The following is a 24,705-nucleotide window of genomic DNA, read 5'->3' as shown; positions in this document are numbered from 1 at the left end:
TCTGGTACAACCGCGCGGCTGGTTGCATCCATCATCGGACGCGAAACCGTTGCAAAACATTTAACGGGGCGTAGCGCAGCCTGGCAGCGCATCTGCTTTGGGAGCAGAGGGTCGGAGGTTCAAATCCTCTCGCCCCGACCAGAAACGAAAAGGGATCACGGCAACACGCCGTGGTCCCTTTTGTTTTTAATTTTTCTTTAAGCAACCTTTTCCAGATTTTTTTAACAACATGATTACGGTTTAATACAAACCATCTGACCTTATTCGAAAGGACGATATATAATCACCAATATTCCAATAATTGGCCACGCATAAAGAGCAGGAAAATTGATCCAAGGCAAAAGGAACATTTGTTTTTTATAAAAAGCGAAATAAAAAATCTCCTAAAACCCCTCCCGTTATTACCAAAAATCCAAACACAGCATCCGAAGCAACACTGACATTCAATATAAATAAAGTAATCAACAAAAATGGAAAGCTTCCAGCAACACAAAAGGCTGTGTAAAGAGGGGCCCATACGGGGCTGTACAGATAAATTTTCTGTTTAGTTTTTCTACTGATATGAAGCCCTCCTCTCCAATTATCTTCTATCAGATTATGAGAAAACTATTTTGATTACATAATAAAAATAATTCTTATTATTCTTGCCCAAAAAATGTGATCATTATCCTCACTTTATGCTCAAGAATTGGCCCTAGATAACTAAACATTTGCCTATAATCCGGATCAAAAGGGCCAGAGTTGTTTTGCATTATCATTTCCATAATCGGCCATACAGCTCTCAATTGCCTTCGATGTTGAGTTCCAGTTGTTAGAAAAAGTCGGGCATTACCCCTTGCAAGAGATGGCAACACTTTTCCCAACCAAATTAATTCCTGGCCAATCTGTATAGCTTCAATTGAACCACTATTCATGCTCCTTGCCATATCTCTTGCTAATCCAGGGTGCCCTGCATTTCCTGCAATATGAGAAGCAGCATCGTACGCATCGCTATCGAAAGATACTACTCCTCTTTTCACAATCCTGGCTCCCGCCCTCAGAGCGCATTCAATTGCAGAACCATTATTGGCGAAATAGGCTTGGTTTTCGTTGTATTACTGATGTCAAATTTTAATCCCACAAGAAAATTCACGTAACGCAAAATAAAACAAGTACTAAAAATAATTCTTTATATATTTAATATTGCAAAATTAAAGTTATCCAATTTTTTTATTAAATTTCAAAATTCTTGATTTCGGATGATTACTTAAATACAAATCTCCCTTTAAAATCTCTCCAGAATCTTTCTTGAAGGTATTTACAAACTACAACATTGTTGCGATTGAATCGGGAAGCCGCGTAGTCGAGTGACTGTGCACACGGCGATTTGATTTATCGCCAAACGCAGCTTGGCAGCGCATCTGCTTTGGGAGCAGAGGGTCGGAGGTTCAAATCCTCTCGCCCCGACCAGAAACGAAAAGGGATCACGGCACAACCCGTGGTCCCTTTTTTATTTCTCCCATTTCATAACACACCCATAACACAGTCGAGTCCATTCTCTAACCCTGTCTTGTTTCCTGCAAAGTTTCATCCCCAAATCCCGCGCATGTGCCACTGGGTGTTTCTCACGGAAAGCCCTCACTTAGCTCAAAATGTATCCACACAGCCCTTGGAAATCACCCAAAATAGTTAAGCTCCCTTGGTTCGCCCTATTCTTTGTCGGTCCCAAGAACCCTTAATTGGAATATTTTCCTCATTTCAAAATCTAAAAAGGTAGAAACTGTCATCAAGAGGGTTATATTTATGAACAGACTTGATGAAGGTGCTAGGGGAAATTTATTAAGAGGGCGCATGATGTTATTGAGTCGAATCATGAAACCAATCAGCGTGTTGCTCATGATTTCCATGCTGAACCTGTGCTGGATGTCTACATGCGCATGGGCAACCCCTTTCTCAGGATCAGTCCGTACTGAAACAGTTTCCAAAACCGAAACCCACCACCAACATTTGAAAAAACTGATTCAAAGGCAGGAGGTTCAAAAACAGTTGCATAAATATGGCCTCAGCCAAGAGGAAGCCCTGGCACGCATTGACGCGCTTACCGACGAAGAAGTTTCCAAAATCGCAGGGCAATTGGATCAATTGCCCGCAGGGGGGTATTACGAGATTCAAGGCGGTATAATGGCCGTATTCGCAGTATATGCATTTTTAGCATATTGGATTGCAGTGGATACATTAGTCATTACTACCAAGGCCATTGGTTGTGGAATTACCTTTACTTGTTCCCATCTGGGTGGATGGGCCTTCGTTGTAAATGGGTACTTCTATAATTTTTATGAAAATCATTGGAATCATACTTGGTTGCATAAAGCATTTTTAATGAAGGAACCGGATACAAGTCTTGTAATAGAAAATTATCGGGTTTATCACGAAGACCCTCTTACCCAGAATCAAATTTGCCATAGAAAAGTTTTTTCAGAATTTGTAAGTTGTATGGGGAGAACTGTAAATCAGCATCAAGAAGAACAATGTCAGATGCAAAAACAAATAGACCTCAGAGATTGCGATGAATAATTCTTTGAATCGAAGGAGGTTTTTGGGATTTTGCATCACGCTATATGGGATAGCCCTGACTTTGGGGTGCGCCAACTTTGAAAAGCATCTTTTAATACCAGAGCTCCATGGCCTGCCCACGCAGGTTGAGCTAAAAGAGGTTCCTTTTTACCCTCAGGGTAACAAACATTGTGGCCCCGCCTCCTTGGCTATGGCACTGCGTTATTCGGGCTTGGATGTAACACCACAGGATTTATCGTCTCAGGTATATACTCCCGGGCGGGAAGGGAGCATGCCGCAGGACATAGTCGGAGCTACCCGCCGACACGGCCGTATCGCCTATCCCATTAATACCATGGAAGCAATTATTACCGAGGTGGTCGCGGGGCACCCCGTCATTGTCTTGCAAAAGCTGGGATTCCCCGGTTTCTTCACTTGGCATTATGCCGTAGTGATCGGTTACAATTTGGACGAACAGAAATTGATATTGCGTTCTGGAAACGAATTCCAGGCGACGATGTCCTTCGTGGAATTTCAACAGTCCTGGAAGCCGTGGAACAACTGGGCCATTATCACTTTGCAACCCAAAGAAATTCCAGCCACGTATGTGAAAGAAAAATATTTGAAATCCGTTCAGGCAATTAAAAAGGAAACAGCTTTATCCAATTGAGACACGAATAGAGGGTCGGAGGTTCAAATCCTCTCGCCCCGACCAGAAACGAAAAGGGATCACGGTTTAGACCGTGGTCCCTTTTTAATTTCATAGCTAATCTGGAAGGTTATAAGGCGATTTTGGTTTTTTGTAAATCAGGCAGATATAAAAATCTTGCAAAAAACCAGAGCAACCAAAATGATCAGGATTACTGCGAACAATTTTTCGACTTTTTTTAGATTGGCAATGATTTCGCTTAACCTTTCATCCCTCAGATACAAATAATCACCACTGGACATAAAACTTTTGAGCCTCCAACCGCCCTCAAACCCCATTCCAAAAAGTGATGATGGAGAACCCAGATCTTTCCATTTTCTAAAGTGGTACTTTTTTAGATACCTGATTATTGTGTAAAGAATTCCCATGTAAATCAAACTAACAATAAAAGCAACCATCATAAAGCCAAGACCAACCAGCATCTGCATTTCTGGTTCCATGTCTACCTTAAAATTTAAATTTCACGTGAGAAGCTTTTAAATTCACCCATCCTTCCGGTTCCTCTTTCAACGGCTGATGGCGAATTAACAAGTCCACCTGTTCCTGAGATACCTTGAAGCCCTCTTGCCGGGTCGGCCACTTTTCCACAAAGAAATGAAACTCCCCCTTATCCCCCAAATACCAGTAAGACACGGCCGAATGAACTTTGCTCTCCTCCAATCTTTCCTTAAATTCTTGCCCAGTGACCAATATGAACTTTTCTTCACAACCAGATACCACCAGAATGCCGACAAATAAAATCAGTTGAAATAAGTTTTCTTTATTCATTTTAAAGTTAGATCAACTTGGTTGTGAGATTATCCCTTTTAAGCTTTTATTGGGTAAGGCCTCTCTCCTTACAAAAGTCATTCTGGACATATCTTTCAGGTTAAGGGGTCTTCTTTTAACTAGCAAATTATTAGGATCGAATAATTCAAATTTTCTCCAAATTTAAAAAAGCTTTTACCAATTCTGGTTTAAATCGAGGCTTGAATGGCAGGAATGGGTTGAATGGGTTGGATGAACCTTTAAATCTCGATCACGCGGTCGTAGGTGCCGGTGTACACGGTGAGGCCGGACTCCACACTGCGCGAATGCGGCACGGTGAAGCCGCCGCGGCGGGTCAAATCCAGCATGCTCAGAAAATTGGGATGGCTGTCGTCATGGTACAGGTGATGCGAGGCATCCACCTGCCGCACCAGGTCGGCGGCGCCCAGCTTCGCCACCGCGCCCTCCGCCTGCCCGAAACTCTGCGTCACCGCCACCGTCAACGGCAGGTGTTTGCTCTTCGGTTTCTGGTAACAGTTGGCGTAAAATGCCTGACCGAACACGCCGCGCTCCACGCAGGTTTCGATGAGTTGGCCCGCAACGCCCTCCGCGCCGTTGCCGAAGTTCGCCGGGCAGAACAGCACGTCCTCCCGCAACTCCTCCGGCGGGAACAGTTTCAGCAAGTACAGGTCGGAGCAGATGAGGAACAAGGCCGAGTACGCCTGCCCTTCGTGACGGAGCACCACGCGGTTGAGGTGCGTGTACGGCTTGACGTTGATGATCGGCGACTTTTCATCCATCCACTGCATCTCGAACGACTGCGGCGTCACCTTCGCCTGCGGCGCGTGCACCTTGCCATTGGCTGAAAAAATGAACAGGGTGTTCGCGCGCACGCCCGCCTCGCTGTACGGCAAATCGTCCGCCGCGCGGTTCAATGTGGTGATGAGCGTGATCTGTTTCTCCCGCGCCCAGCGGCAAAATGCTTCGTAGGCGATGTCCGATCCTTCCGCCGTGTACGCGGCGTATTCGGGCAACAGGAGGATGTCGCCGGGGTTCGCCGACTCCACCTGCCCGGCGATTTCCGCCAGCTGCCTGTCTTCCGCCGCCATTCCGAACGTGTGCAGTTTTACGTCCAGCGGCCGGGTCTTCATCGTCATTGATTCCACGTGGGTGCCCATATCAGTCCTGCAATCCTTTCCTTGCCTTGTAGCGTTTCACTTCCATGCGCGACAGCGTGTTCTCCAGCACTTCCGGCACCGCTTCGCCGAAGTAATAGAGCCACGAATCGAGGTAATGTTTCATCGCCCGGTTTTCCTTGACCACCGAGCTCGCCCCCCATATCTGGATGAGGTAGTGGCACGCCTTCTGCGCCACCGCCGCGGCTTTCAGCTTGGCGCTGTTGGCGGCGATGACGTAACGCGAAAGCAGGTCGCCGTCGCTGGCATTTTTATCGTACTGATCCTTCATCCACGCCGCGCGGTAGGTCATGCCGCGCGCCGCGTCGATCTCCGTCGAGAGCTCGGCGATCTTTGCTTTCGTGCGGTCGTACTCGATCAAGTGCCGCCCGGCGGTCTTCTTGCCTTCCACCGCCACTTCCAGGTATTCCTCGAACGCGCGTTGCGCCAGCCCCGTCGCCAGCGCGGCGATGGTGATGCGCCCGGAGTTCAACATGCGCATGGCGTAATCCATGCCGAATCCTTCCTGCCCGACCATGTGACCGAGCGGCAGTTTGACGTCGTTGAACACGATCTCGCCGAACGAAGAATTTTCCACTATGTACTTCTCGAACACCTGCCCCGTGCGGCACCCCTCCTGCGCACGCTCGACCAGGAACAGGCTGACGCCGTGGCGCGGATCTTTCGACGTGCGCGCGAACACGCCGAACACCGTCGCCGACTCGGCGTTGGTGATCCAGAACTTGTTGCCTGTCAGCGTGTACTCACTGCCGTCACCGTTCATCACCGCACGCGTCGCCATCTCCTGCATGATGTTGGAGCCCGACGCCGACGCCTCGGTCAGACAGAACGCCGCCAGGTGTTCGCCGGTGACCAGCGCTTCCAGGATGCTCCGTCCGTAATCGGACAGGCGTCCCGCATGGTAGTTAAACTTCAGCCCTTCCGCTACCGTGTTGGAAATGGCGTAACGCACGCCGATGCTGGGGGACGCCTTGCCCAGCGTTTCCAGAAACGCGATGAATAACGGAAACGGCAGGTCGAGTCCACCGAGCTCTTCTGCAAACGGCATGGTCGTGAGGCCGGACTCCATGATCTGCTGGAACACGTTGTCCGGCACCTTGCGTTTGGACCGCGCCTTCTCGTACACCGCCTCCACCGCTTTTTTATCGAGCGTGTCCTCGGCCAGCAACTGCGAGCGGAACTCCTGCAGGGGATTGGATGCGCGCGCCACTTCCGTCGCCATCTCCGCCGGAAGCACCCGGTCCTCGACCAGCCTGGCGAACGCGTCGAGCATCTCGAGATGCGTCTCGTCCCCGTACATCATGGTCAGGATATCTTTTTGCGCACTGACGGCGTAGCTCATAGGTCACCCCGCATTCCGGAATTCCAGCACTCCGGGATTGACGCGCTGGATCGTGTTGCCCTGCCATTCGTAAAATCCGGCAGACGTTTTTCTGCCGAACATCCCCGCCTCCACCATCCGCGTGAGGAGCGGCGCCGGCCGAAAACGGTCGCCGTGCTCCCTCTGCATCACCGAAAGGATGTGATGCGTGGTGTCGTTGCCGATGGTATCCGACAGGGCCAACGGCCCCATCGGATGGTTGAGACAGGCCACCCCTCCGCGGTCTATATCCTCGATCGATGCCGTGCCTTCGCCCACGAGCAATACGGCTTCGTTGATCATCGGCATCACTATGCGGTTGACCACAAACCCGGCGCGGTCCTTCGACACCACCGCCTGCTTGCCTAGGTGCTCAGCCAGTTCTCTCGCCGCGTCGAACGTGGCATCGGAAGTCAACAGGCCGCGCACGATCTCGATGCCCGGCATCAGAAACGGCGGGTTCATGAAATGGAACCCGATCACGTTTTCCGGGTGACGCGTCACCGCCGCAAGCTCGGTGATAGGGATGGACGACGTGTTCGATGCCAGGATGGCCGACGGGTCCACCACCTCCGCCAGCCACTCGAACAGCTTTTTCTTTTCCAGCGCATCCTCCACCACCGCTTCGATAACGAACTCCGCGTCATGTAATTCCTTCAACGTCTTCACCCCGACCACCCGGTGGACGGCGTCCTGCATGCGCGCCTCCGTCAGGTCGCCCTTCGTCACTTTTTTTTCCAGGCGCAAGCGGATGGCATCGAGCCCCTTTTCAACCTGACGCGGAACCGAGTCGTAGAGCAGGACGCCCAGGCCGGCCTCCGCCAGCACCTGGGCGATGCCGCTTCCCATCTGCCCTGCTCCCACCACGCCCACGATTTTCGGAATCATCGCTTCGATCTCATAGTTTCAAACCGGATAATGCTTGCTGGCGACGTAGCCTTCAGGAAACGCTTTTTTAGGAGTGCCCGCACGCACCCACATGACGTCGCTGAAATTGGCGATGGGATCATCACGGAACACCGGCCGCAGCTCGTCACCGCGCTTCAGTTTTTTGTAATCGTCGCTGTCCACCATGCCCGCCACCAGCGTGTCCAGTTCCGTGAACTCCGGATCCGGCAGGTGCGCGCGGACCCACGACACCGTCACCGGCAGGCGGTCCTTGAACGAGATGCCCGCCAGCTCCACCGCCGTGGACAGGGTGTCGATGAAAAAACGCGTCTCACCTGGAAGCGCCGCCCACTCCGTGCGTCCGTAACACTCCGGGCAATCGACGCGAGGCACCTGGAAGCGCAGGACCTTTCCGTAATCGTGCCCTTCCGCGTTCTCGCAAAAGGTGAACAGCAGGCGCGCCCGTGTGCCGCCCATGATGCCGTTGATGTAGGGCGAGATGCCGCCGTAGGATTTCTTGTAATCGATGAACACCTGCCGCCGCACCATCACCACCTCGGTTTTGGCAGGATTGTACGCCCTGTCTTTCGGATCCAGATACGTGTCGTTGACCGGCATGAGCTACCATCCTTTCTCCACGGTCGTCACCGTGATGTCGCTTCCCGTTCCGGCATGGCTGTGAAACAATGCCCGCTCCACGTTCGGTACCTGCGTCTCCGCATGGCCGTACTTCTCTTCGATGCGGCCCTGCATCTGCCAGAGCACATCCACCGCCTGCGTGTTGCCGGTTGCGCCGACGCCGTGCAACTGCCCGATCAATCCACCCGACGGATTCACATAAAGGCCGCGTTCGCCGCCGACCTTCGGGTTGATCGGCACCTTGCCGTCTTTGACCGGAAGTTCGTTGAACAGGTGGCAGGCGTGGCCGTACGGCACCATGCCCAGGTCTTCCATCGTCTGCACCACGGAGATGACGAACGCGTCGTGGATTTCGATGAGGTCGAAGTATTCCAGGGGATCGGTGTGGATGCCCGCCATCTCGTACGCCTTCTTCGCCGCCCAGCGCCCGGCCCGGAACGAATGCAGTCCGGGATACACCAGGGATTCGTAATAGGCACGGCGTTCCGGGTCGTTCAACTCGTGCGGCAGAAGCAGGTTTTCCTTCACCAACCCGCCCTGCAGACGGGGTCGCTCGCCGGTACGCATGCAGTCGGTGCCGTTTCCCAATCCGGTCACGCGCACCGGTTTGCTGGTGAACTCTTTCGCCAACTCCTCGGTGGCAACGATGATGGCCGACGCCCCGTCGGTCATCAGACAGCAATCCAGCCGGTAAGAGGGGGTGGCCACGATGCCCGACTGCTCCACCTGATCGACGGTGATGAATCCGCTCGTCGATGCCGTCGCGTACGGGTTTTCGTGCGAAGTCTGGGCCCGGCGGTTGTACTGTGCGTTGTTGCGCATCAGCACCGCGATTTTGGAAAACGCCGCACGCAGGTCTTTCGCCGAAACGGTTTTGCCGACGAAGGTGTCGAGGTAGGCCTGTGCCATCGCCGCGTAATAAAGCGGATAGAATCCACCGTTGGGGAAATCCGTCACCGTGTCCGACGCCAGCGCGATGAACTCGTTCCCCTGAAAGGTGTCCACCTCCGACATCTTTTCGTACCCGACGGCGAGCACGATGTCGGCGCGTCCGGAAGCCACCTTTTCGATCGCCGCCTGCACGCCAAGCCCGCCCGTCGCACCGCCCCCCACCACGCGGTAGGCCTCCACCGGGTTGAGACCCAGGTAGTCGCGCGTCAAGGCCTCGCCCAGCAACTGTCCGGCAAAGTGATCGGCGAAGTGAGTGATCACCACCCCGCCGCGTTCTTTGAGCAGGGAGCGGAACTCTTTCGGTTTGAGACCGAGGTCGGTCACGGCTTCCCGGACCGCCTGCATGGTCATTTCATAAAACATCAGGTCCGGGTTGGCTTTGGCGAAATGATCCACCTTGCCTCCGGAAACGAGCACCACATTGCGCTGTAAAGATCCGGCCATGGTCGTACCTCCATACATTCTTGAATTAATATGGTGCCCACCCAGAAAGTTTTCAACGAAACTGCGCACACTTTAAATGGCTGTTGAATCTCCGGGCAACCAAACGGCTGGAGACCCAATTTCCGAATCTCAATTTGAATAAAGCGTTGGGGGTTTGATAAAACCTTTCCGGGTGCCTGGGAAACATTGCGTTTCGGCCCTATTTTTGAAAATTTCCTTTCCCTTAACTATTTAACTCGCGGTAATTCAGTTAAAGGGACGGGTTAAAAAGGTTGGCGAATCGCTGTTCCCAGGCCTAATTTTAATTATGAGTGCAGTTATCGCTGTTCGAGTTCTTTGAGGGGAATGAGGAGTTCACCGATTCGGAGGTAGCCTGACACCGCCTTATCATCAGTGGCGACCGGCACCCCTTGGGAATGGGGTGGCGGTAAGTTCGACTTGTCGACCTCAAAGGAGAAGGTTATGAAGATTCGTTCCAGATCCGGGAACAAGGAGAATTCTTTCCAACCCTTGGGCGAAACGGATCGAACCCGGCGAACCCGGCGAAAACAGTTGTCCCTTGAAGAAGAGCGTTACCTGACAACGGAAGGCCCAATTCACCTGACAGGAATTCAGGCCCTGGTGCGGTTGAACTTCGACAACCTGCGCCTGCTCCAGACAATTTATCCGGAAAAACGGTTCGCCTACTTCATCTCCGGCTACGAAGGCAGCCCCCTGGGTGGGCTCGACATCAATCTGCGGAAGGTTTATTCGCTCCTTAAAGACTGGCACATTCTTCACGTACCCGGGGGCAACGAAGAAGCCGGGGCCAACATGATGTGGGGCAGCCAAATCCACCGCCTTTTCGGACCGTCCAAGGTAGACGGTGTCATCGGCGCGTGGTACGGCAAGGGACCGGGCGTTCGCCGAATCGCCGATGTGCAGGATCACATGCAGATGGCAGGGATCGACAAGTTCTGTTCCGCGTATTTCATCAGCGGCGATGACCACTCGAGCAAAAGCAGCACCACGCCGCACCAGACCGACCTCATCCATTACGCCAACCACATTCCGACCGCCTACCCCGGAAACGTCCGTGAAATTCTGGAGGCCGGCAAGCGAATCATGCTCGTATCCATGCTTTCGGGACTCGCCATCAACCTGAAACTGGAAACCTACGTCTGCGACGGATCGCAGGAATTTTTGCTGAACCCGGACGAAGACCTCGAACTGGCCGAAAAGTTCCTGGACTTCCTGGAAAAGAATAAAGATTACACGCGGCATTTCAGTCCCGTGTTATTGCCACCCAGCGTGCTGGTCAATGAATCCGAACTGCTGTACTCCAAACTGCCGATGGTCTCGGAAATTTCGCGCCTCTTCGGTTTAGACCAATGGTACAACCGCGAGTTGAAATCGGATTTCGGCATCATCGCCACCGGAAAAAGTTATTACGATCTGTTAGGTGCACTCAAGGAATTGAATATCTCCGACAACGAAGTCGAGATTTTCAAACCGCTCATCACCTGGCCCGCCGACATGACATCACTTCGTGAATTCGCCCGTGGCAAAAAGGAACTGATTGTCATCGAAGAAAAACGGTCGTTCTATGAATCGCACATCAAAAATGCTCTGTACAACGACAGGGGACGGCCTGTCATTGTCGGCAAGCAGGACGAAAACGGCGTGACGCTGTTTCCGGCGAATGGAAACCTTGATTCCGATAAAATCGCCCAAATTTTGGGTCCGCGCCTTGCTGAAAAATCGGTTTTTCGGGATAGAAAGCTGGAAACCGTATTGAACGAACGCCGCCGATTTGCGGAACTGGACCTGCCCATCCAGATCAAGCGGCCCCCCGCCTACTGCTCCGGTTGCCAGCACCGAACCGCACTGGAAATAGCGGGACACCACCTGCGGGAGGGCACGGTTGACAAAACCACGGTTCATTCACACGACCTCGACGGCAATTCCGTCACCATTGAAATTTCACCCAAACACCTCATGGGCATCGGCATCGGCTGTTCCACCATGTCGATCATCGACTCGCTGGCCAGCAACCGCTCGGTGGTGGTGGGTCCGATGGAAAGTGAAGGCCTGCTCTGGATGGGCGCTTCGGCCTTCAGCTACCGGGTCCACGCCGACCAGGGTTGTGGTGACGGAACCTATTTCCACTCAGCGCGGCTCAACATCAATTTCATCCGCGACGCCATCCGGCATCTTAAAAAGCATTACGGCATCGACGACACCAACCAGACCCTTCTTTACGTGGACAACAGCGTCGTCGCCATGACGGGCGGCCAGCGTCCCGTCGGGCAGGACGATCCAGAAACGGCGATTGTCAACATTCAACGCGAAGGCATCGAGCACATCGCAGTTGTGGCGGAAGCGCCGGAAGAGTTCCGCCATTTCAAAAACGGTACGGCATCGACGTGTACCCAAAATCTGAAACGCTTCGCGTGAAAGAAGAGTTTTCCAAAAAGCCGGGTCTGAGCGTGATCTGGTACGTGCAAAAATGTGGCATTGAGAAAATCCGGGAGCGCCGGCGAAATGAAGAGCTGGCGCCGCGTTACCGGGTGCACGTCAATCCGGAAGTCTGCGAAGACTGCGGCGACTGCGGTGTCGAGGCGAAGTGCAGTTCGGTGTGGAAGGTTGATACCGAGTTTGGGCCTAAAGTCAGAATCCACCAATTTTCCTGCATTCAGGACATGGCCTGCACCAAGGGAGACTGTCCATCTTACGTGAAAGTGTACACACGTTCCGGGATACCCTTCAAAACACCGGGTCTGGGAAAACTGCAAAAGCCCGTCTCCGATCTTCCCAAACCCTTCCGCCGGGCCGCCACCGGAAAAGTGTACGAGGTGTTTTCGGTGGGAATTGGCGGCTGGGGATTGATGACGGCTTATGAAATTCTCGCCCGCGCCGCCACCCGGGAAGGGAGGAATATCGTGAAAGAAGACGATACCGGCCTTTCCCAGAAAGGCGGTGAGGTTCGCAACAACCTGAAGATCGCCTACCCAGGGCAGGATTTACGCGAAGGATTTAAAATCGAGGCGGGAGGAGCCGACCTGTATATCTGTTCGGACCTGATCGGGGCCGTCAATCCGGAAAACCTGAATGCGGCTTCCCCGGACAAAACCCGGGCCATCATCAATACCGCCAAGGTACCGACCATGCCCATGATTGTCGGAAAGACGGAGTATCCTTCTGTGGAATCCCTGCGCGGCATAATCGATTCCTTCACCGATGCGGATCGGAATATTTATGTCAATGCCACGGATATCGTGGAATCCCTGTTCATGGACCACAAGCCCACCAACCTGTTCCTGCTGGGGATCGCGTTCCAGAGTATTGAAAATTTTCCGGTGGACGATCCGGAAAGCATTGAGGAAGGCATCCGAAAAAACAATGTGCAAGTGGAGATCAATCTGCTTGCATTCCGTTTTGGCCGCCTGTACGCCATCGATCCGGAACGGGTTTTTTCCCTGGCCTTTTCCAAGCCCCAAACCCTGGAAGAACGAATTCGCGGATTCAAAAGGAACCTTCCCTTCTGGCAACGAGTTCATTTCGAAACCCTGGCGCGCAAGTTCCCCTTTGAAAGTGAATTCCGATCCAAGTTTGCACGGGAGGTGTACGAACTGTTTCGCTTTCAGAATGGAAATTACGCGCAACAATTCGTTGACTTTGCCGAAGAAATTTACCGCTTCGATTCGGCCTGCTTTCCGGACCGCAACCTGAGTTTCACACGGTCCGTCGCCGACCATCTTTATCAATTGATGACATACAAAGACGAGTACCGGGTTGCGGATCTCCTGACGCGGCCTGAGGAACTGGAACGGATCTTCTGCATGTATGCCCCCGGTGAAATAGAGCGCATCCGTTTCCAGTTGAGACCGCCGATTTTCGAACAAATTCCACTTCTTCGCGACTGGAGTTACATCCGGAAACGATTTGAGGAAGACGGGAAATGGGAATTCCCGCCGTGGTCGCTAAAACTCCTTCGATACTTCAAGTTCTTGCGTGGAACGAAGCTGGATGTGTTTCATCTGTTCAGCGACCTGAGAAAGCACGAGCGCAAGGCTATTGGTCTATATCGACGCCGCATGCTGTCACTCATTCCTCTTTTGAATGAAAAGAACTACCACACCGCCTGCGAAGCGGCAGCCTACCCAGCAAAAGCCAGCGGTTATGAACTGGTCAAGGAGATCCATACCGAGCAGGCGGAATCCATGTGGCGTGAGAAGTACCAAATAATGCTCCAAACCTTCTCCGCGGCACCGCTGAAAAGCACCGAAGCATGGACGGAGAAAAGAACCGCGGAAGCATTCCACACCCCGGGATGAAACCCCGATGCGCCAGTAAATTTGGACGCATAAAGCGAGCGACTCATGAAATCCGATAACACTTACATTTATGGAGCGGCGCGTACCCCGATTGGAAAAGTGGGTGGCGCGCTAAGCAAGGTACCCGCAACTCGATTGGGTGCAGCGGCAATCCGGGAAGCCGTGGCACGAAGTGGTGTGAAGCCGGAAGCGATCGGTGAGGTCATTATGGGCAACGTGGTTTCCGCGGGACTTGGACAGGCCCCGGCCCGGCAGGCGGCAATCCATGCCGGCTTGCCTTCCAAGGTCGGTGCGATCACCATCAACAAGGTGTGCGGCTCGGGATTGAAGGCCGTGATGCTGGCGGACGACGCCATCCGCCTCGGCCGCGCCGATTTCATCGTCGCGGGCGGTATGGAAAACATGAGCCTGGCTCCGCACCTGCTTCCGAATTCCAGGCAGGGGCACAAGCTCGGCCACATTCAGGTGCTGGACAGTCTCATCCTCGACGGGCTATGGGACAGCTTCGGCCAATGCCATATGGGGGAGATTGCGGAACAACTCTCTCAAAGGTACAGCAGAAAAGCCCAGGACGACTACGCGCTCGAAAGCTACCGCCGGGCGCGGGAAGCGCAGGAGAACTGCCGGTTTTCTCACGAAATCGTCGGCATTCCCATCGAAAGCAAAAACGGTACAGTAGTAATCGACAAGGACGAACAGCCTTTCGCCAACGACCTGGAACGTTTGCCCAATTTACCACCTGCGTTTAAGAAGGACACCGGGTGCATCACTGCGGGCAACGCTTCGAAAATCAACGATGGTGCAGCGGCCCTCATAATCGGAAGCGAGGACCCCAAACTTCAACCCCTGGCGCGGATCACGGGTCAGGCAACGTTTTCCACCGATCCGGTTCATTTTCCTGTCGCTCCCATTGAAGCCATCACACAGTTACTGAAAGGGTGGCCGGCCCGCATCGAGGACATCGACCTGTTCGAGATCAATGAGGCATTTTCCGTTGCCATGCTTGCCGTCTGCGATGCCCTTCACCTGGACCGGGAAAAAGTGAATGTGAACGGCGGCGCGGTGGGGCTGGGGCATCCTATTGGGGCTTCCGGTGCCCGCCTGCTGGTCACTCTGCTGTATGCGCTACAGGCCCGCAATCTTAAAAAAGGTGTGGCCGCCATCTGCCTGGGTGGAGGGGAGGCGGTGGCTCTCGGTATCGAAAGGGTGGCTTGAACTGGTATCAAAGCTTTCGGCGGTACAGACCGTACACTTCCTGCAAAGCGCGGGTCCACTCGTCAAGCGTGACTTCCTTCACGGTGTCCAGGGTAACCGCAAACACATTCCCACCTTTGCTTGCGGTTTCCTTCAGTCGGCGAAGGCTTTCCCGCACATGGAGCGGGTTGCGATTTTTCTTGAACCGTTTCACTTTCTGAGCGCGTTCGCGTTTCAGGGCATTCGATATTTCCGTGCGTTCCACGTTCGGCCTCTCCTCCTCACTTCTTGGATAACAGTTGACGGCAACAATTCTACGCCGTCCGCTTTCCAGCTGTTCTTCGTAACGCGCAGATGAACGTGAGATCTCGTCACGAAAAAACCCTTCCGCCTTGGCCTCCAGGACCCCTCCCAGATCGTTAATTTGCCTAAAATAATCCAGAATTCCACCAAGAACCGTCCGGTATGCTTGATAGCGACCGGAGCTGTCACTCAAAAATCCCATCATGTCCTTGAATCCTCCCATCTCTTCCAAAAGAATCGCCTGCGCATCGGAAGCAATGCGCACGCTCTTCTCCGTGGGAATGGTGAACGGTTCGTCGTAAGAGTTGCTGTGAAGGGCTTGAGGATAATTCAACAATGCGTAAAACAATTCCAGTGCGGTTCGGGTGATGTTGTTCAGGTATTCCCTTTCGTGCAGACTGCGCCCGGACGTTTGAATATGGGCCTTGAGTTTCTGGGCGGAAGGATCTTTTGCTCCGTACACGTCCCGCATGGCCACAGCCCAGAACCGCCGCGCGGCGCTCAGCAAAGCAATGTATTCGAAATCCGTCCCGGAGGTGAAGAAAAACGGGAGACGCCTTCCGACATGATTGATGTCGAGGCCCCGTTTCAATGCCTCCTCCACATACACAAATCCGTTTGCCAGTGTGAACGCCGCCTGCTGGATCGGCGTCGCCCCCTTCTGCTCGATATGGTATCCACTGACATTGATCGGGTAATACATCGGTGCGTTCTCCAGGCACCACTCGAACATGTCCATGGCCAGACAAATGGACTTATCCAGAGGAAACAAAAGCTCGTTCTGGGCGTCATCTTCCTTGCAGGGGTCGGTCTGAGACGTTCCACGAACCTGTTTCAAATCCAGCCCTGCTTCCTGCGCCGCCTTCAACCGCGCCGCGGTCACCCATAGCGACGGTCCGTTGATGGTCATGGAAATGCTGACATCTTCCTTGAGAAATCCCTGGTACAGGGTTTTTACATCTTCATAGGTGCAAACCGACACTCCCCCTTCACCGATGTCGTAAAAATAGTCCGGGTCGTCGGAGCCTCGACCAAGCAGGGTGTTCGTGTCGAAAGCGGTGCTCAGGCGCTTTGATTGCTGACCACTGACAATATAATGAAAGCGCTCGTTGGTCATCTCCGGCGAGCCCAGTCCTGCGAACAGACGGGTGGGTTCCTCATGACCACGCTTTCCTTCGACAATTAAAAAGGCCTGCGGGTAAATGGAAAGGCCAAAGGGAAACTCTCCGGGAAATCCCCATTCCCCCTGGTAGCGTGCTACCTGCACCGGGTGGTCGATCTCCGGTAGGGCGATGAGAGGAATTGAGGTTCCGTTTGGGAGAACGTGGTTTTGAACGCGACCGGCCTTGTCATTCCAGAGCTTGAGCAGTTCCTGCTGGTATTCCGGATCCGACTTTGCGCAGTGCACGGAGTCTTCAACACGCTCCTGATACCTTTTATTAGCCGAAATGATCTTTTCCAGAAAACTATCGTTCATGTCATTCCACCAGGGCGCGGTACAGATCATCGACGCCGGGATTGCGATGTTCGGTAGCCGTAGTCATAAACAGGTTGCCCTCCGAAACGCGCGAACGGAGCAGGCTTTGCGCGCGACGGGCTCCGGGCAGTTCGCTTTTATTCAGCACCACCAGCACGTCTGGACGGTTCAGCATCTCTTCCTTCATCAACTGGTACGGTCCACCCAGGTCCGGCGTGGTCACCAGAACCGACTGGTCCACCAGGTCCACGATTCCCGCATCCGGCTGACCGATGCCGTAGGTTTCGACGAACACATCATATCCGGCGGATTGAAAGATCCGAATCATGTCCGGCAATGCTCGTGCCAGTCCCTCACCGTATCCCCGCGACGCCACACTTCGGATAAAAATACGGTCGGTGTCCACCCAGTTTTTATCGGTGGCATACATGTACGCAATGCGGTCGGCCAAAAGGGCTCCCCCCGAACTTTGCGATGAAGGGTCGATGGCAATCACCGCCACTTTTCGTTCTTCGTTGCGTTTGTCCGAAAACCAGCGCAGAAGCAACTCATCGAGCAGCGTGCTTTTCCCGCACCCGCCCCGGCCTGCAATGCCGATAACCCGGCCCTGCAATGAAGCTCCATTCAATGAACTCAGGCAATCGCCGAAATAGCGGATTCGTTCCTGCCAGTCGGAAATTTCCAAATCCGTCGCCAGGGGGTCTTCACTTCCGGAACGCATACCCTTTTCCATCAGCGTCTCCAGCCACGCTTTTTCTTCCGCCACATTCAAAATCCGGGCAACGGCCGAAATTTCTCCATCCTGAACAAGTTTGGGCAGGTCGTCCAACCGTTCCGGAACAGTGGAATACCCGTAATGAGTACGGATGAATTCCGCGCTTTTGGTCCCTTCACCTGTTCGAAAAATTTTGTCTATTCCTTTTTCCTTCTCCAGCAGCTTGATGTCGCGATCGAGAAATGTGGCCCCTCCGCCGCCCACCAGATGAACGTGTGGATGCCCAATTGCTTGCAACCTGTCGCGCACCGCACGGAAAAAGGGAATGTGCCCGCCGTTGTAGGAACTGATGCCCGCAAACTGCACGCCTTCCTGAACAATCGCCTGGACGAACTTGTCCACTGTGAGATCATAACCGCCAAGAATGACTTCAATGCCGCCCTGCTTCAGCGCATCGGCAACAATCAACAGGGGGGCGTCATGGCCGTCGTTGCTTTTGACCCCAAGGAATCCGCGAATCATGTGGCGGGGCAATGACATCGTCATCGATCCTTCTGGTAGAAAAGCCAACCGAGTCACCGCATATCCAGAGGCACATAGGCACGCATTTCATCAATATCGGGGCCCGTGTATTCCTGCGTGGGACGAAACAGCGGTCCCTTTGCCCGGCGTTGGCGGAGGATATTGGCGAGCCATCCGAAGTGGCGGCTGGCCTGGAAAATCGGTGTGTTGAGTTCCCGCGGAATGCCCAAAAGTTTGAGCAGAATGCAGATGGGAAGGTCCGCATTGGGTGCGCGGTCTTTTTCCTTCAGCATGATGCGGCTTATGATGTCGTAAATTTCAAACAGATGACCCATTCCCTTTTTTTGTGCCAGAGGACGGCCGATCCGCTCCGCAATGGTGACCCGCGATTCTTTCTTGTGCTTGTAATGCGGGAGGCGGTGGCCAAAACCAAATACAAGCTCCCCACTCTTCAGTTTATTCCTGACGTAGTGCGCCGCGCGATCCGGTGTGCCGATCTCCTCAAACATCATCGCCGCCAGTTCGTTTGCGCCGCCGTGCCGGACCCCCTTGAGCGGTGCGCCCGCGGCGATCAGTGGGGTGTAGGGATCGGTCATTGAAGATTCGACCACGAGCGCCGTGAACGTCGAGCAGTTGATAGTGTGATCCAGGTACAGGATCAGGATGGTGTTGAGGGCCATTTCCAGTTCCGGGTCCTCGCGAATTCCCAGCATGCGGAGGATGTTTGCTGCGAACGACCCATGCGGATCCGGCGCGATTGGTTCCAGACCGTTTCGGATGCGCCAGCCCGCCGTCATGAGCATGGGGATTTTCGCCCCCAACCGGACGCCCGCGTTCAATAGCAGGCGAGCCAGTTCTTCATCCATTTTCGGAGTCTGCCACAAGGAGTTGGTATAATCGGCATCCCACATGCGCGCAAAAGACAGGGAGGTCATGAGCATGTCCATCATGTGCACGTTTTCCGGATACGACCTGAGGTGCTCCAATATTTTTTGGTTCAGGCGCCCATATCCATTCAACTCGTACCTGAACGCATGCAACTCGTCCCTACTGGGCAGGGCTCCGTAAAGGAGCAGATACACGGTTTCCTCGAACGGACCCTTGATGAGATCGTAAATACTGTATCCCCGGTAAAGGAGAATGGGGTTGCCGTTCTTGTCAACCGTGGTCAGGGAAATGTCGGAGGTGCACACCGGCACCCCATCCAATCCGGTGTCAACTGTATTCAGCACTTCGGTATTAGGGCTCATAGTTCAAGATTCCGTTTATTTCTTTCCGGTTCATCATTTCGGACAGCCTGTTTTTCTGACTGCCCTCTTTGGATAAGGTCGAGAAAAAACCTCTGGTGCACCCGGCATGAATACGGAACAGCGACACCGGAAAAATGACGAGGTCGTATCCCAACTTTGCGAACTCGGGGGCACCCATGAGCGGCGTCTGACCGAATTCGGTCATGTTGGCAAGAAGCGATCCCGCCACTTCCTTTCGAACGCGGGCAAACTCAACTTCATCCTTCAACGCTTCAGGGAAGACCACATCCGCTCCAGCTTCGCGGTATCGGTTGCCGCGTTCGATGCATTCGTCAAGTTGACAGGCGATGTCCATATTGTCTGCACCGCGTGCGTCCGTGCGGGCCACAATGAGGAATTCGGGCGCCAGTCCATTGCGCGCCGCCACCGCCTGTTTCAACCTGAATACCATTTCATCGATTGGAACCACTTCTTTGCCCTGAAGGTGACCGCAGCGCTTTGGAAACACCTGGTCCTCGATCTGGATGCCCGCAAACCCGGTTTCGATGTAACGTCGTACCGTCACCTCGATGTCGTCAAACCCCGTGTCGGCATCGCACAACACCGGCAGGTCCACCGCCTGCACGATCCATCGACCCAGCCAGGTGAACTCCTCGAGACCGAGAGTCCCATCGTCCGGCACCCCCAGACTGTTGGAGAGCGCAGCTCCGGACAGGTACACCCCGGAAAAATTCATGGCCTCCGCCTGCTTGGCGGTGAAGGCGTTGTAGACACCGGGCAGGATCAACGGTTTTTTGGTGCCGGCCAGCAGGTTTCGAAACGAAGCGCGGGATTTCATGGCAACACCATGGCTTGCATCAGCGGTTCCAGGCTTTCCAGCTTGTCCATGCGCCACACCATCTCCACCACACGGTCCTGCTGCTCAACGCTCAGCCACGGCCGGGCCGCGTCGCGGAACTTTTTCTCAAGTTCCTTCGGTTTGAGCGGATTGAGGGGATGTCCTTTTGGATCGAGCACCTCCTTCTGGAACACCTTGCCGTCTTTCATGGTGACCATGACTTTGTTGGGGAACGAATTCCCATACATTTCCGTATAATGTTTGTTTTCCGAAACCGTTACCTTTTGCACTAATGACTGCAGAGCCATATCGCCAAGATGCGTGGAGTCGAACTGTTCGAGCGTGATGTCGCCATCCATGAGCGCCACCGCCACGATGTACGGCAGGCTGTGGTCGGCGGTCTCCTTCGTTTCCGGTGTCCACTTCTCCGGTTCCTTGCCGATGATTTCGTACGAATGAAAACTGGTCTCGACGTGAATCCGTTCGATGCTGTGTACGTTGTCCGCACCGAGGTTCTCGCGCAGTTCCAGGGCCGCCCAGATGGCGCTTTGCGAATGGTACTCGGCGGGAAAATATTTGATGTAAGTGTCCACAATTTTGAACTCTTCCCGGTTTTCTCCGCCAAAACACGGTGCCAGGTCGAATTCGCCCTGGGTGATCTGGTTGATGAATCCGTGCTTGCCGGTAAAAATATCGCTGGGCCCGGTGAGTCCATGCTTCACGTACAACGCCGCACGCACACCGTTCTGCGACGCCTGCGCGAACGCCGCAGCTTTCCATTGCGAGATGGTGCCGATACGCGTCTGCCTCAAATAGTTCCCAGTGGTGATGGCGATGGCGATGGCGTCGCGGGTCTGTTCCGCTGTCAGGCCAAGCAGTTTCGCGGCGGCGGCGGTGGAAGAAATGGAGCCGTAGGTGACATGGTCCCATCCTTTTCTACGTAGCGCCGCGGCGTCACACAGCCGGCAATGCAGTTCGTAGGTAAGAATGGTGGCGAGCAGAAGGTCCCGTCCGGTGCGTCCTTCCGCTTCTGCCACGGCCAGCACCGCGCCCAGGTTATCGCTGGGGTGAGCGGGTTCGCGATTGAGGTAGGTGTCGTTCCAGTCGAGCGCGCGGATCAACGTCGCGAGATAAAGCGACGCGTAATCCATCGGCGCTTTATGATCCGTTCCCATCACCGTCGCCCCGGGGGTGGCGGAGGCCGAGGTGGCGAAGCGGCGCATGCCCACGGCGGGAGGCGAACCGTACGCCGCCCACGCGGTGGCCAGGCTATCCAGCCAGCGCTCCTTGGCACAAGAGAGAGCGTGCTCCGAGAGGCGGTCGTAGGTCAGCCCGGTTACGTACCGGGTGATTTGATCTTCATACCGGTCCATACGCAAAGCCTCCTGCCTACATTGTTCAATATAGGCCCTGCGTTTTGGGTCCGCACGTCAAACTTCATTTCATAATTTACGATTTTTCAGGGAATATTTTGCAGCCGCTAAAGGGAAGGTGGCGTTTAAAAACAGAAGGCGGTCCGGAAAAGGAAAAACGCTGGCCTAACCGCCGGGAGGCAAAGGTTCATTTCCGCAGTTTGACCCACGGCATGCTCTTGAGCTTTTCGATGGTCTTGGATCCGATACCGGGAATGGATTCTATGGCGGTGTGTTTCCCGTCCGTCGCACCTCCGTCGGCGGCGGATTTGGATTCCCACCACAAATACCCGTCCGCGGCGCGCGACGCCGCGATCAGTTTCGCCTTGGCCATGCCGATGTCGGTATTGGCGTGGATGGTGGCGGCATCATCGACGCTCAGGTTCACCGGCGTGGGGCGGGCGCTTTCGACCCCGGGAAGTGCGTCGGGCATTTTGCTCGGAATGCTGGCGGTGACTTTGATCGGGGTCTTGTTGTCGTCCAGACGGTAGGCTTCCACCTTGAGTGCGGTGGGCAGTTTCTTTTCGTTCTCCAGAATGTGTTTCGCCGTGTCGCGGCCAGTCTGCGAATCGTATTTGTCGGTGGTGTCCACCTCCTTGATCAGCTTGTCGGCGGTGGTTTTGTTGCCTCCGTCGTACACCGCCGTCACCTTGTAATACACGGCCACACCCTCGGAATTTTCGTCCTTCCCCTTATCCCCTTTGCGGTTCCACACCACGTCCTTCACTTTTTCCTCGGCTTCCCGGGAATGCTGCTTGTTGGCTGGCTCGGTGATCGGGGTGATGTTTTCCTTTTTGTCGCCGGGTCCGTGCAGGCGCGCGTTCAACAAGTGACCGCGAATGTAAAAACTCCGCCCGCTCTCCTTGCGCTGGCTGACCGCATTCCAGATGTCGGTGTTGACAGCCGAGGAAGGTTCGCTTCCCGCTTCCCCCTTGATGCTGAGCGGGTTGGCCGTGGCACTTTTTCCGAGCTGTCCGTGTTCGAGGCCACCGTAACTGACTTTCGTCGGTTCGGCGGTGGAACCGCCCTCACTGCTCAGGGTTCCCATGAGTGTGGCCACGGCATCACGCAATTCCGTGTATTTCTTCTCTTCATCCTTGGTGGGCGCGTCACCCTCTCCCTTGCGCGCCGCGCTCATGGTTTTGTCGCGGGCGCTCTTCAACTGCGCGTACAGGAGATCGGCCTTGCCGTAGATTTTGGAAAGGCGGCCCAAATCGTCCTTGTCCGCCCCCTTCTGACCGGCCTGCAACTGATCCAACTGGGTTTTCGCATCCTTGAGGAATTTGCCGAGCGACTTTTTCTCGCTCTGCACCATGATGTCCGCGCCTTCAAAAAACATGGAATGCTTTTTCTTGCCCACGGTGAAGGTCTTGCGCTCGCTCCACCACTGCTTCACTTTTCCCGCTGCCGCCTTGGCCTTGCCGAACAGGGCCTTCGCCTTGCCCACGATGAAGTTGACCAGTTTGCTGATGGCCGTGTCCACTTTCTTCTGAATGGACTTGATGATGGCCTTGATCTTTTTCGAGATGCCGCCCAGTCCGGCAAAGCTGGCGAGAAAACTGATCACCACCGGCACGGTTCGGCTCAGAGTCTGCTCCACAAAGTTTTTGGCCTCGCCCAACTGGCCGCGGGCGATTTTGCCGATGGACTGGAATATCGATTCCACCACGGCGATGATCTGTTTTATGCGCTCGATGAAAAACACGATCACGTCGTACGTGGTGAGGATGGCCTGGATGATGGCGCCGACGGGACTGAACAGCGAGACCAGTTTTTTGACCGCGGCCTTGACAATCTGCGTGATGACCCAGTTGCGGATCTGGGCGATGACGATTTCCTTCAACGACCCGATCCAGCCCAGCAGTTTTTTTCCACACCCCCGCGAGGCCTTCGGTGACCAGGATCTTCACCACCTCGATGGCCTTTTCGATGTAGGTCACCCGTTTTTCGCCGATCACCTTCACCAGCTTGGTGCGCACGCGTGCGTACGTCAGGCCCAAAACCTGCAGGGTGATGGACAGGATTCCCTTGAGGTCGAACTTTTTGGGAAGGGTCAGACCCGCACCTTCCAGCGCGCCGAACAACCAGCCGAACAAGCCCTTTTTAAGATGCTCGACTATGTTGTCCTTGAACTGGCCAAAACCGCCTTTTACTGAGGAGAGCAGGTTTTTCAGGAACTGCACGGGGTCGTTGATGATGGTGGAAAACACATCCTTGCCCTGCTTGAAAACCCCAACGACTTTCTGCGCCAGCGGCCCTGCCAGTTTCATCGCCCCTTCAAATACGAATTCGATGATCTTTTCGCCCACCGCCACCGCGAAGTTCTTGATACGGATCAGCGGCGGCATGAAGATCCGTTTCAATTTATCGAATATGCCGAAAGGATTGGCGATATCGGACAGGCTGACGGCGTCCCATGCCTTGCGGAACAGTCCCTTGATTACGGACCAGCCGAGATTGAGTTTTTTCAACTGCTCCTGCAACCAGTCGTACGCTTTTTGCAGGGCGCCGGATTCCTTCAGGTTCTGGAACATCTTCGTGCCGCCGGGCACGAACTCGAGAAAACCTTCGATCAGGTTGTTGGCGTTGCGGTCCACTGTTTTGTCGGTGATCGGGTTCTTGCCAAGGATGACGGTGAGCAGTTTGAATCCGGGAACTTCCTGCACGAACTCCGACGCCTTGCTCAACAACGCATCCTTGGCTTTGCGCAAAGCTTCGGCGGGATCGGCCACGGCTTCCACGAACGCGCTGCCGGCGGCTTTGACATCGTCCCACCAGCCCCCCTGCACCCGTTTCGGAGCTTTCGAAATTTCAGGAGCCGGTTTGCGTTTCACCCCGCCACCCTGCTGAACCACGTGCACCAGTTCGTGTGTCATCAACCGGCGGTCATCAGCACTTTCGTTTTTGCCGACCCAGATGTGGTTGCCGTAAGTGAAAGCACGCGCCTGCAGGGACGTTGCATCTTCCCGGTCCTGTTGCGCGTCGTGCACACGGACGTTGGAAAAATCCTGGTTGAGCCGCGGTTCGACAAACGATCGCAGGCCGGAGGACAGCGGCCGGCCGCCGCTGGGTGATTGAATTCTCGCGTTGGTGCCCGGATCGGCCACATGCGTCATGCCGCCGCCGTTGCTTTTGCGCTGCACCTTTTCGATCGATTCCACCTCGCCCGGCTCCGGCTCCGGCCAGGTTTCCGGCTCCTCCTCGCTCACCGG

Annotated in this window: 20 protein-coding genes and 1 tRNA gene; 6 read left to right on the top strand and 15 right to left on the bottom strand. The window is 54.4% G+C overall.

Annotated elements, in window-relative coordinates; genetic code table 11:
• Window positions 1–64 precede the first annotated feature (64 nt).
• Window positions 65–141: transfer RNA gene (locus TX82_RS05720), tRNA-Pro, on the top strand.
• Window positions 142–638: 497 nt separating this feature from the next.
• Here the strand turns inward: TX82_RS05720 and TX82_RS05715 are convergent.
• A complete protein-coding gene (locus tag TX82_RS05715) occupies window positions 639–1,019 on the bottom strand; it encodes a hypothetical protein (protein WP_144079097.1) in 381 nt (126 codons plus the stop codon).
• A gap of 763 nt (window positions 1,020–1,782) precedes the next feature.
• On the opposite strand from TX82_RS05715, the gene TX82_RS15100 reads away from it, so the two are divergent.
• Both TX82_RS15100 and TX82_RS05700 read left to right on the top strand, forming a co-directional pair.
• Window positions 1,783–2,553 carry a PA2779 family protein gene (locus tag TX82_RS15100; protein WP_005007975.1) on the top strand — a complete coding sequence of 257 codons (771 nt, stop codon included), beginning with the start codon at window positions 1,783–1,785 and terminating at the stop codon, window positions 2,551–2,553.
• Window positions 2,546–3,202, top strand: a complete 657-nt coding sequence (locus TX82_RS05700; RefSeq protein ID WP_084603973.1) for a PA2778 family cysteine peptidase — start codon at window positions 2,546–2,548, stop codon at window positions 3,200–3,202. Before TX82_RS15100 ends, TX82_RS05700 begins: the two co-directional genes overlap by 8 nt.
• Window positions 3,203–3,339: 137 nt before the next feature.
• Here the strand turns inward: TX82_RS05700 and TX82_RS05695 are convergent, their stop codons facing one another.
• The 7 genes from TX82_RS05695 to TX82_RS05665 form a co-directional block, all read right to left on the bottom strand.
• Entirely contained in the window at window positions 3,340–3,681 is a 342-nt protein-coding gene (locus TX82_RS05695) for a hypothetical protein (protein WP_005007968.1), read from the bottom strand.
• A gap of 7 nt (window positions 3,682–3,688) precedes the next feature.
• On the bottom strand, window positions 3,689–4,009 hold the full coding sequence (locus TX82_RS05690) for a hypothetical protein (RefSeq protein ID WP_005007967.1): 321 nt from the start codon (window positions 4,007–4,009) through the stop codon (window positions 3,689–3,691).
• A 239-nt stretch (window positions 4,010–4,248) separates the two neighbouring features.
• A complete protein-coding gene (locus TX82_RS05685) occupies window positions 4,249–5,139 on the bottom strand; it encodes a hypothetical protein (RefSeq protein ID WP_187291918.1) in 891 nt (296 codons plus the stop codon).
• A gap of 28 nt (window positions 5,140–5,167) precedes the next feature.
• On the bottom strand, window positions 5,168–6,526 hold the full coding sequence (locus TX82_RS05680; protein ID WP_005007961.1) for an acyl-CoA dehydrogenase family protein: 1,359 nt from the start codon (window positions 6,524–6,526) through the stop codon (window positions 5,168–5,170).
• Between the two features lie 3 nt (window positions 6,527–6,529).
• The gene (locus TX82_RS05675; protein ID WP_005007960.1) at window positions 6,530–7,432 is read right to left on the bottom strand and encodes a 3-hydroxyacyl-CoA dehydrogenase family protein; all 903 of its coding nucleotides are present in this window, start codon (window positions 7,430–7,432) and stop codon (window positions 6,530–6,532) included.
• A gap of 18 nt (window positions 7,433–7,450) precedes the next feature.
• Entirely contained in the window at window positions 7,451–8,050 is a 600-nt protein-coding gene (locus TX82_RS05670) for a PhlB family protein (protein WP_005007959.1), read from the bottom strand.
• 3 nt (window positions 8,051–8,053) lie between these two features.
• A complete protein-coding gene (locus tag TX82_RS05665) occupies window positions 8,054–9,466 on the bottom strand; it encodes a thiolase C-terminal domain-containing protein (protein ID WP_005007956.1) in 1,413 nt (470 codons plus the stop codon).
• A 510-nt stretch (window positions 9,467–9,976) separates the two neighbouring features.
• On the opposite strand from TX82_RS05665, the gene TX82_RS05660 reads away from it, so the two are divergent.
• The 3 genes from TX82_RS05660 to TX82_RS05650 are packed head-to-tail and all read left to right on the top strand — an operon-like array spanning window position 9,977 to window position 14,997.
• A complete protein-coding gene (locus TX82_RS05660; protein ID WP_144079095.1) occupies window positions 9,977–11,902 on the top strand; it encodes a hypothetical protein in 1,926 nt (641 codons plus the stop codon).
• Entirely contained in the window at window positions 11,872–13,782 is a 1,911-nt protein-coding gene (locus TX82_RS05655) for a DUF6537 domain-containing protein (RefSeq protein ID WP_144079094.1), read from the top strand. The genes TX82_RS05660 and TX82_RS05655 overlap by 31 nt, the downstream gene beginning before the upstream one ends.
• 45 nt (window positions 13,783–13,827) lie before the next feature.
• Window positions 13,828–14,997, top strand: a complete 1,170-nt coding sequence (locus tag TX82_RS05650) for a thiolase family protein (RefSeq protein WP_005007942.1) — start codon at window positions 13,828–13,830, stop codon at window positions 14,995–14,997.
• A 7-nt stretch (window positions 14,998–15,004) separates the two neighbouring features.
• On the opposite strand, the gene TX82_RS05645 is transcribed toward TX82_RS05650, so the two are convergent.
• From TX82_RS05645 to TX82_RS05615, 7 genes are all read right to left on the bottom strand, one after another.
• Window positions 15,005–16,756: a methylmalonyl-CoA mutase family protein gene (locus tag TX82_RS05645; protein WP_005007938.1), complete on the bottom strand. Its 1,752-nt coding sequence runs from the start codon at window positions 16,754–16,756 to the stop codon at window positions 15,005–15,007.
• Window position 16,757: 1 nt separating this feature from the next.
• Complete coding sequence (locus TX82_RS05640; RefSeq protein ID WP_187291917.1) at window positions 16,758–18,011, bottom strand: cobalamin-dependent protein; 1,254 nt, start codon at window positions 18,009–18,011, stop codon at window positions 16,758–16,760.
• A gap of 35 nt (window positions 18,012–18,046) precedes the next feature.
• Complete coding sequence (locus TX82_RS05635; RefSeq protein ID WP_005007933.1) at window positions 18,047–19,243, bottom strand: citrate/2-methylcitrate synthase; 1,197 nt, start codon at window positions 19,241–19,243, stop codon at window positions 18,047–18,049.
• Window positions 19,233–20,081, bottom strand: a complete 849-nt coding sequence (locus TX82_RS05630) for an isocitrate lyase/PEP mutase family protein (protein ID WP_005007932.1) — start codon at window positions 20,079–20,081, stop codon at window positions 19,233–19,235. Before TX82_RS05630 ends, TX82_RS05635 begins: the two co-directional genes overlap by 11 nt.
• Window positions 20,078–21,454: an MmgE/PrpD family protein gene (locus TX82_RS05625; protein ID WP_005007930.1), complete on the bottom strand. Its 1,377-nt coding sequence runs from the start codon at window positions 21,452–21,454 to the stop codon at window positions 20,078–20,080. Before TX82_RS05625 ends, TX82_RS05630 begins: the two co-directional genes overlap by 4 nt.
• Window positions 21,455–21,641: 187 nt before the next feature.
• Window positions 21,642–22,541: a DNA/RNA non-specific endonuclease gene (locus TX82_RS16655; RefSeq protein WP_244875052.1), complete on the bottom strand. Its 900-nt coding sequence runs from the start codon at window positions 22,539–22,541 to the stop codon at window positions 21,642–21,644.
• A 280-nt stretch (window positions 22,542–22,821) separates the two neighbouring features.
• Entirely contained in the window at window positions 22,822–24,654 is a 1,833-nt protein-coding gene (locus TX82_RS05615; protein WP_187291916.1) for an eCIS core domain-containing protein, read from the bottom strand.
• Between the last annotated feature and the right edge of the window lie 51 nt (window positions 24,655–24,705).

The organism is Nitrospina gracilis 3/211 (assembly GCF_000341545.2).
In the GTDB taxonomy this organism is placed as follows: Bacteria; Nitrospinota; Nitrospinia; order Nitrospinales; family Nitrospinaceae; genus Nitrospina; species Nitrospina gracilis.
This window is presented reverse-complemented; position numbering and strand designations above follow the sequence as displayed.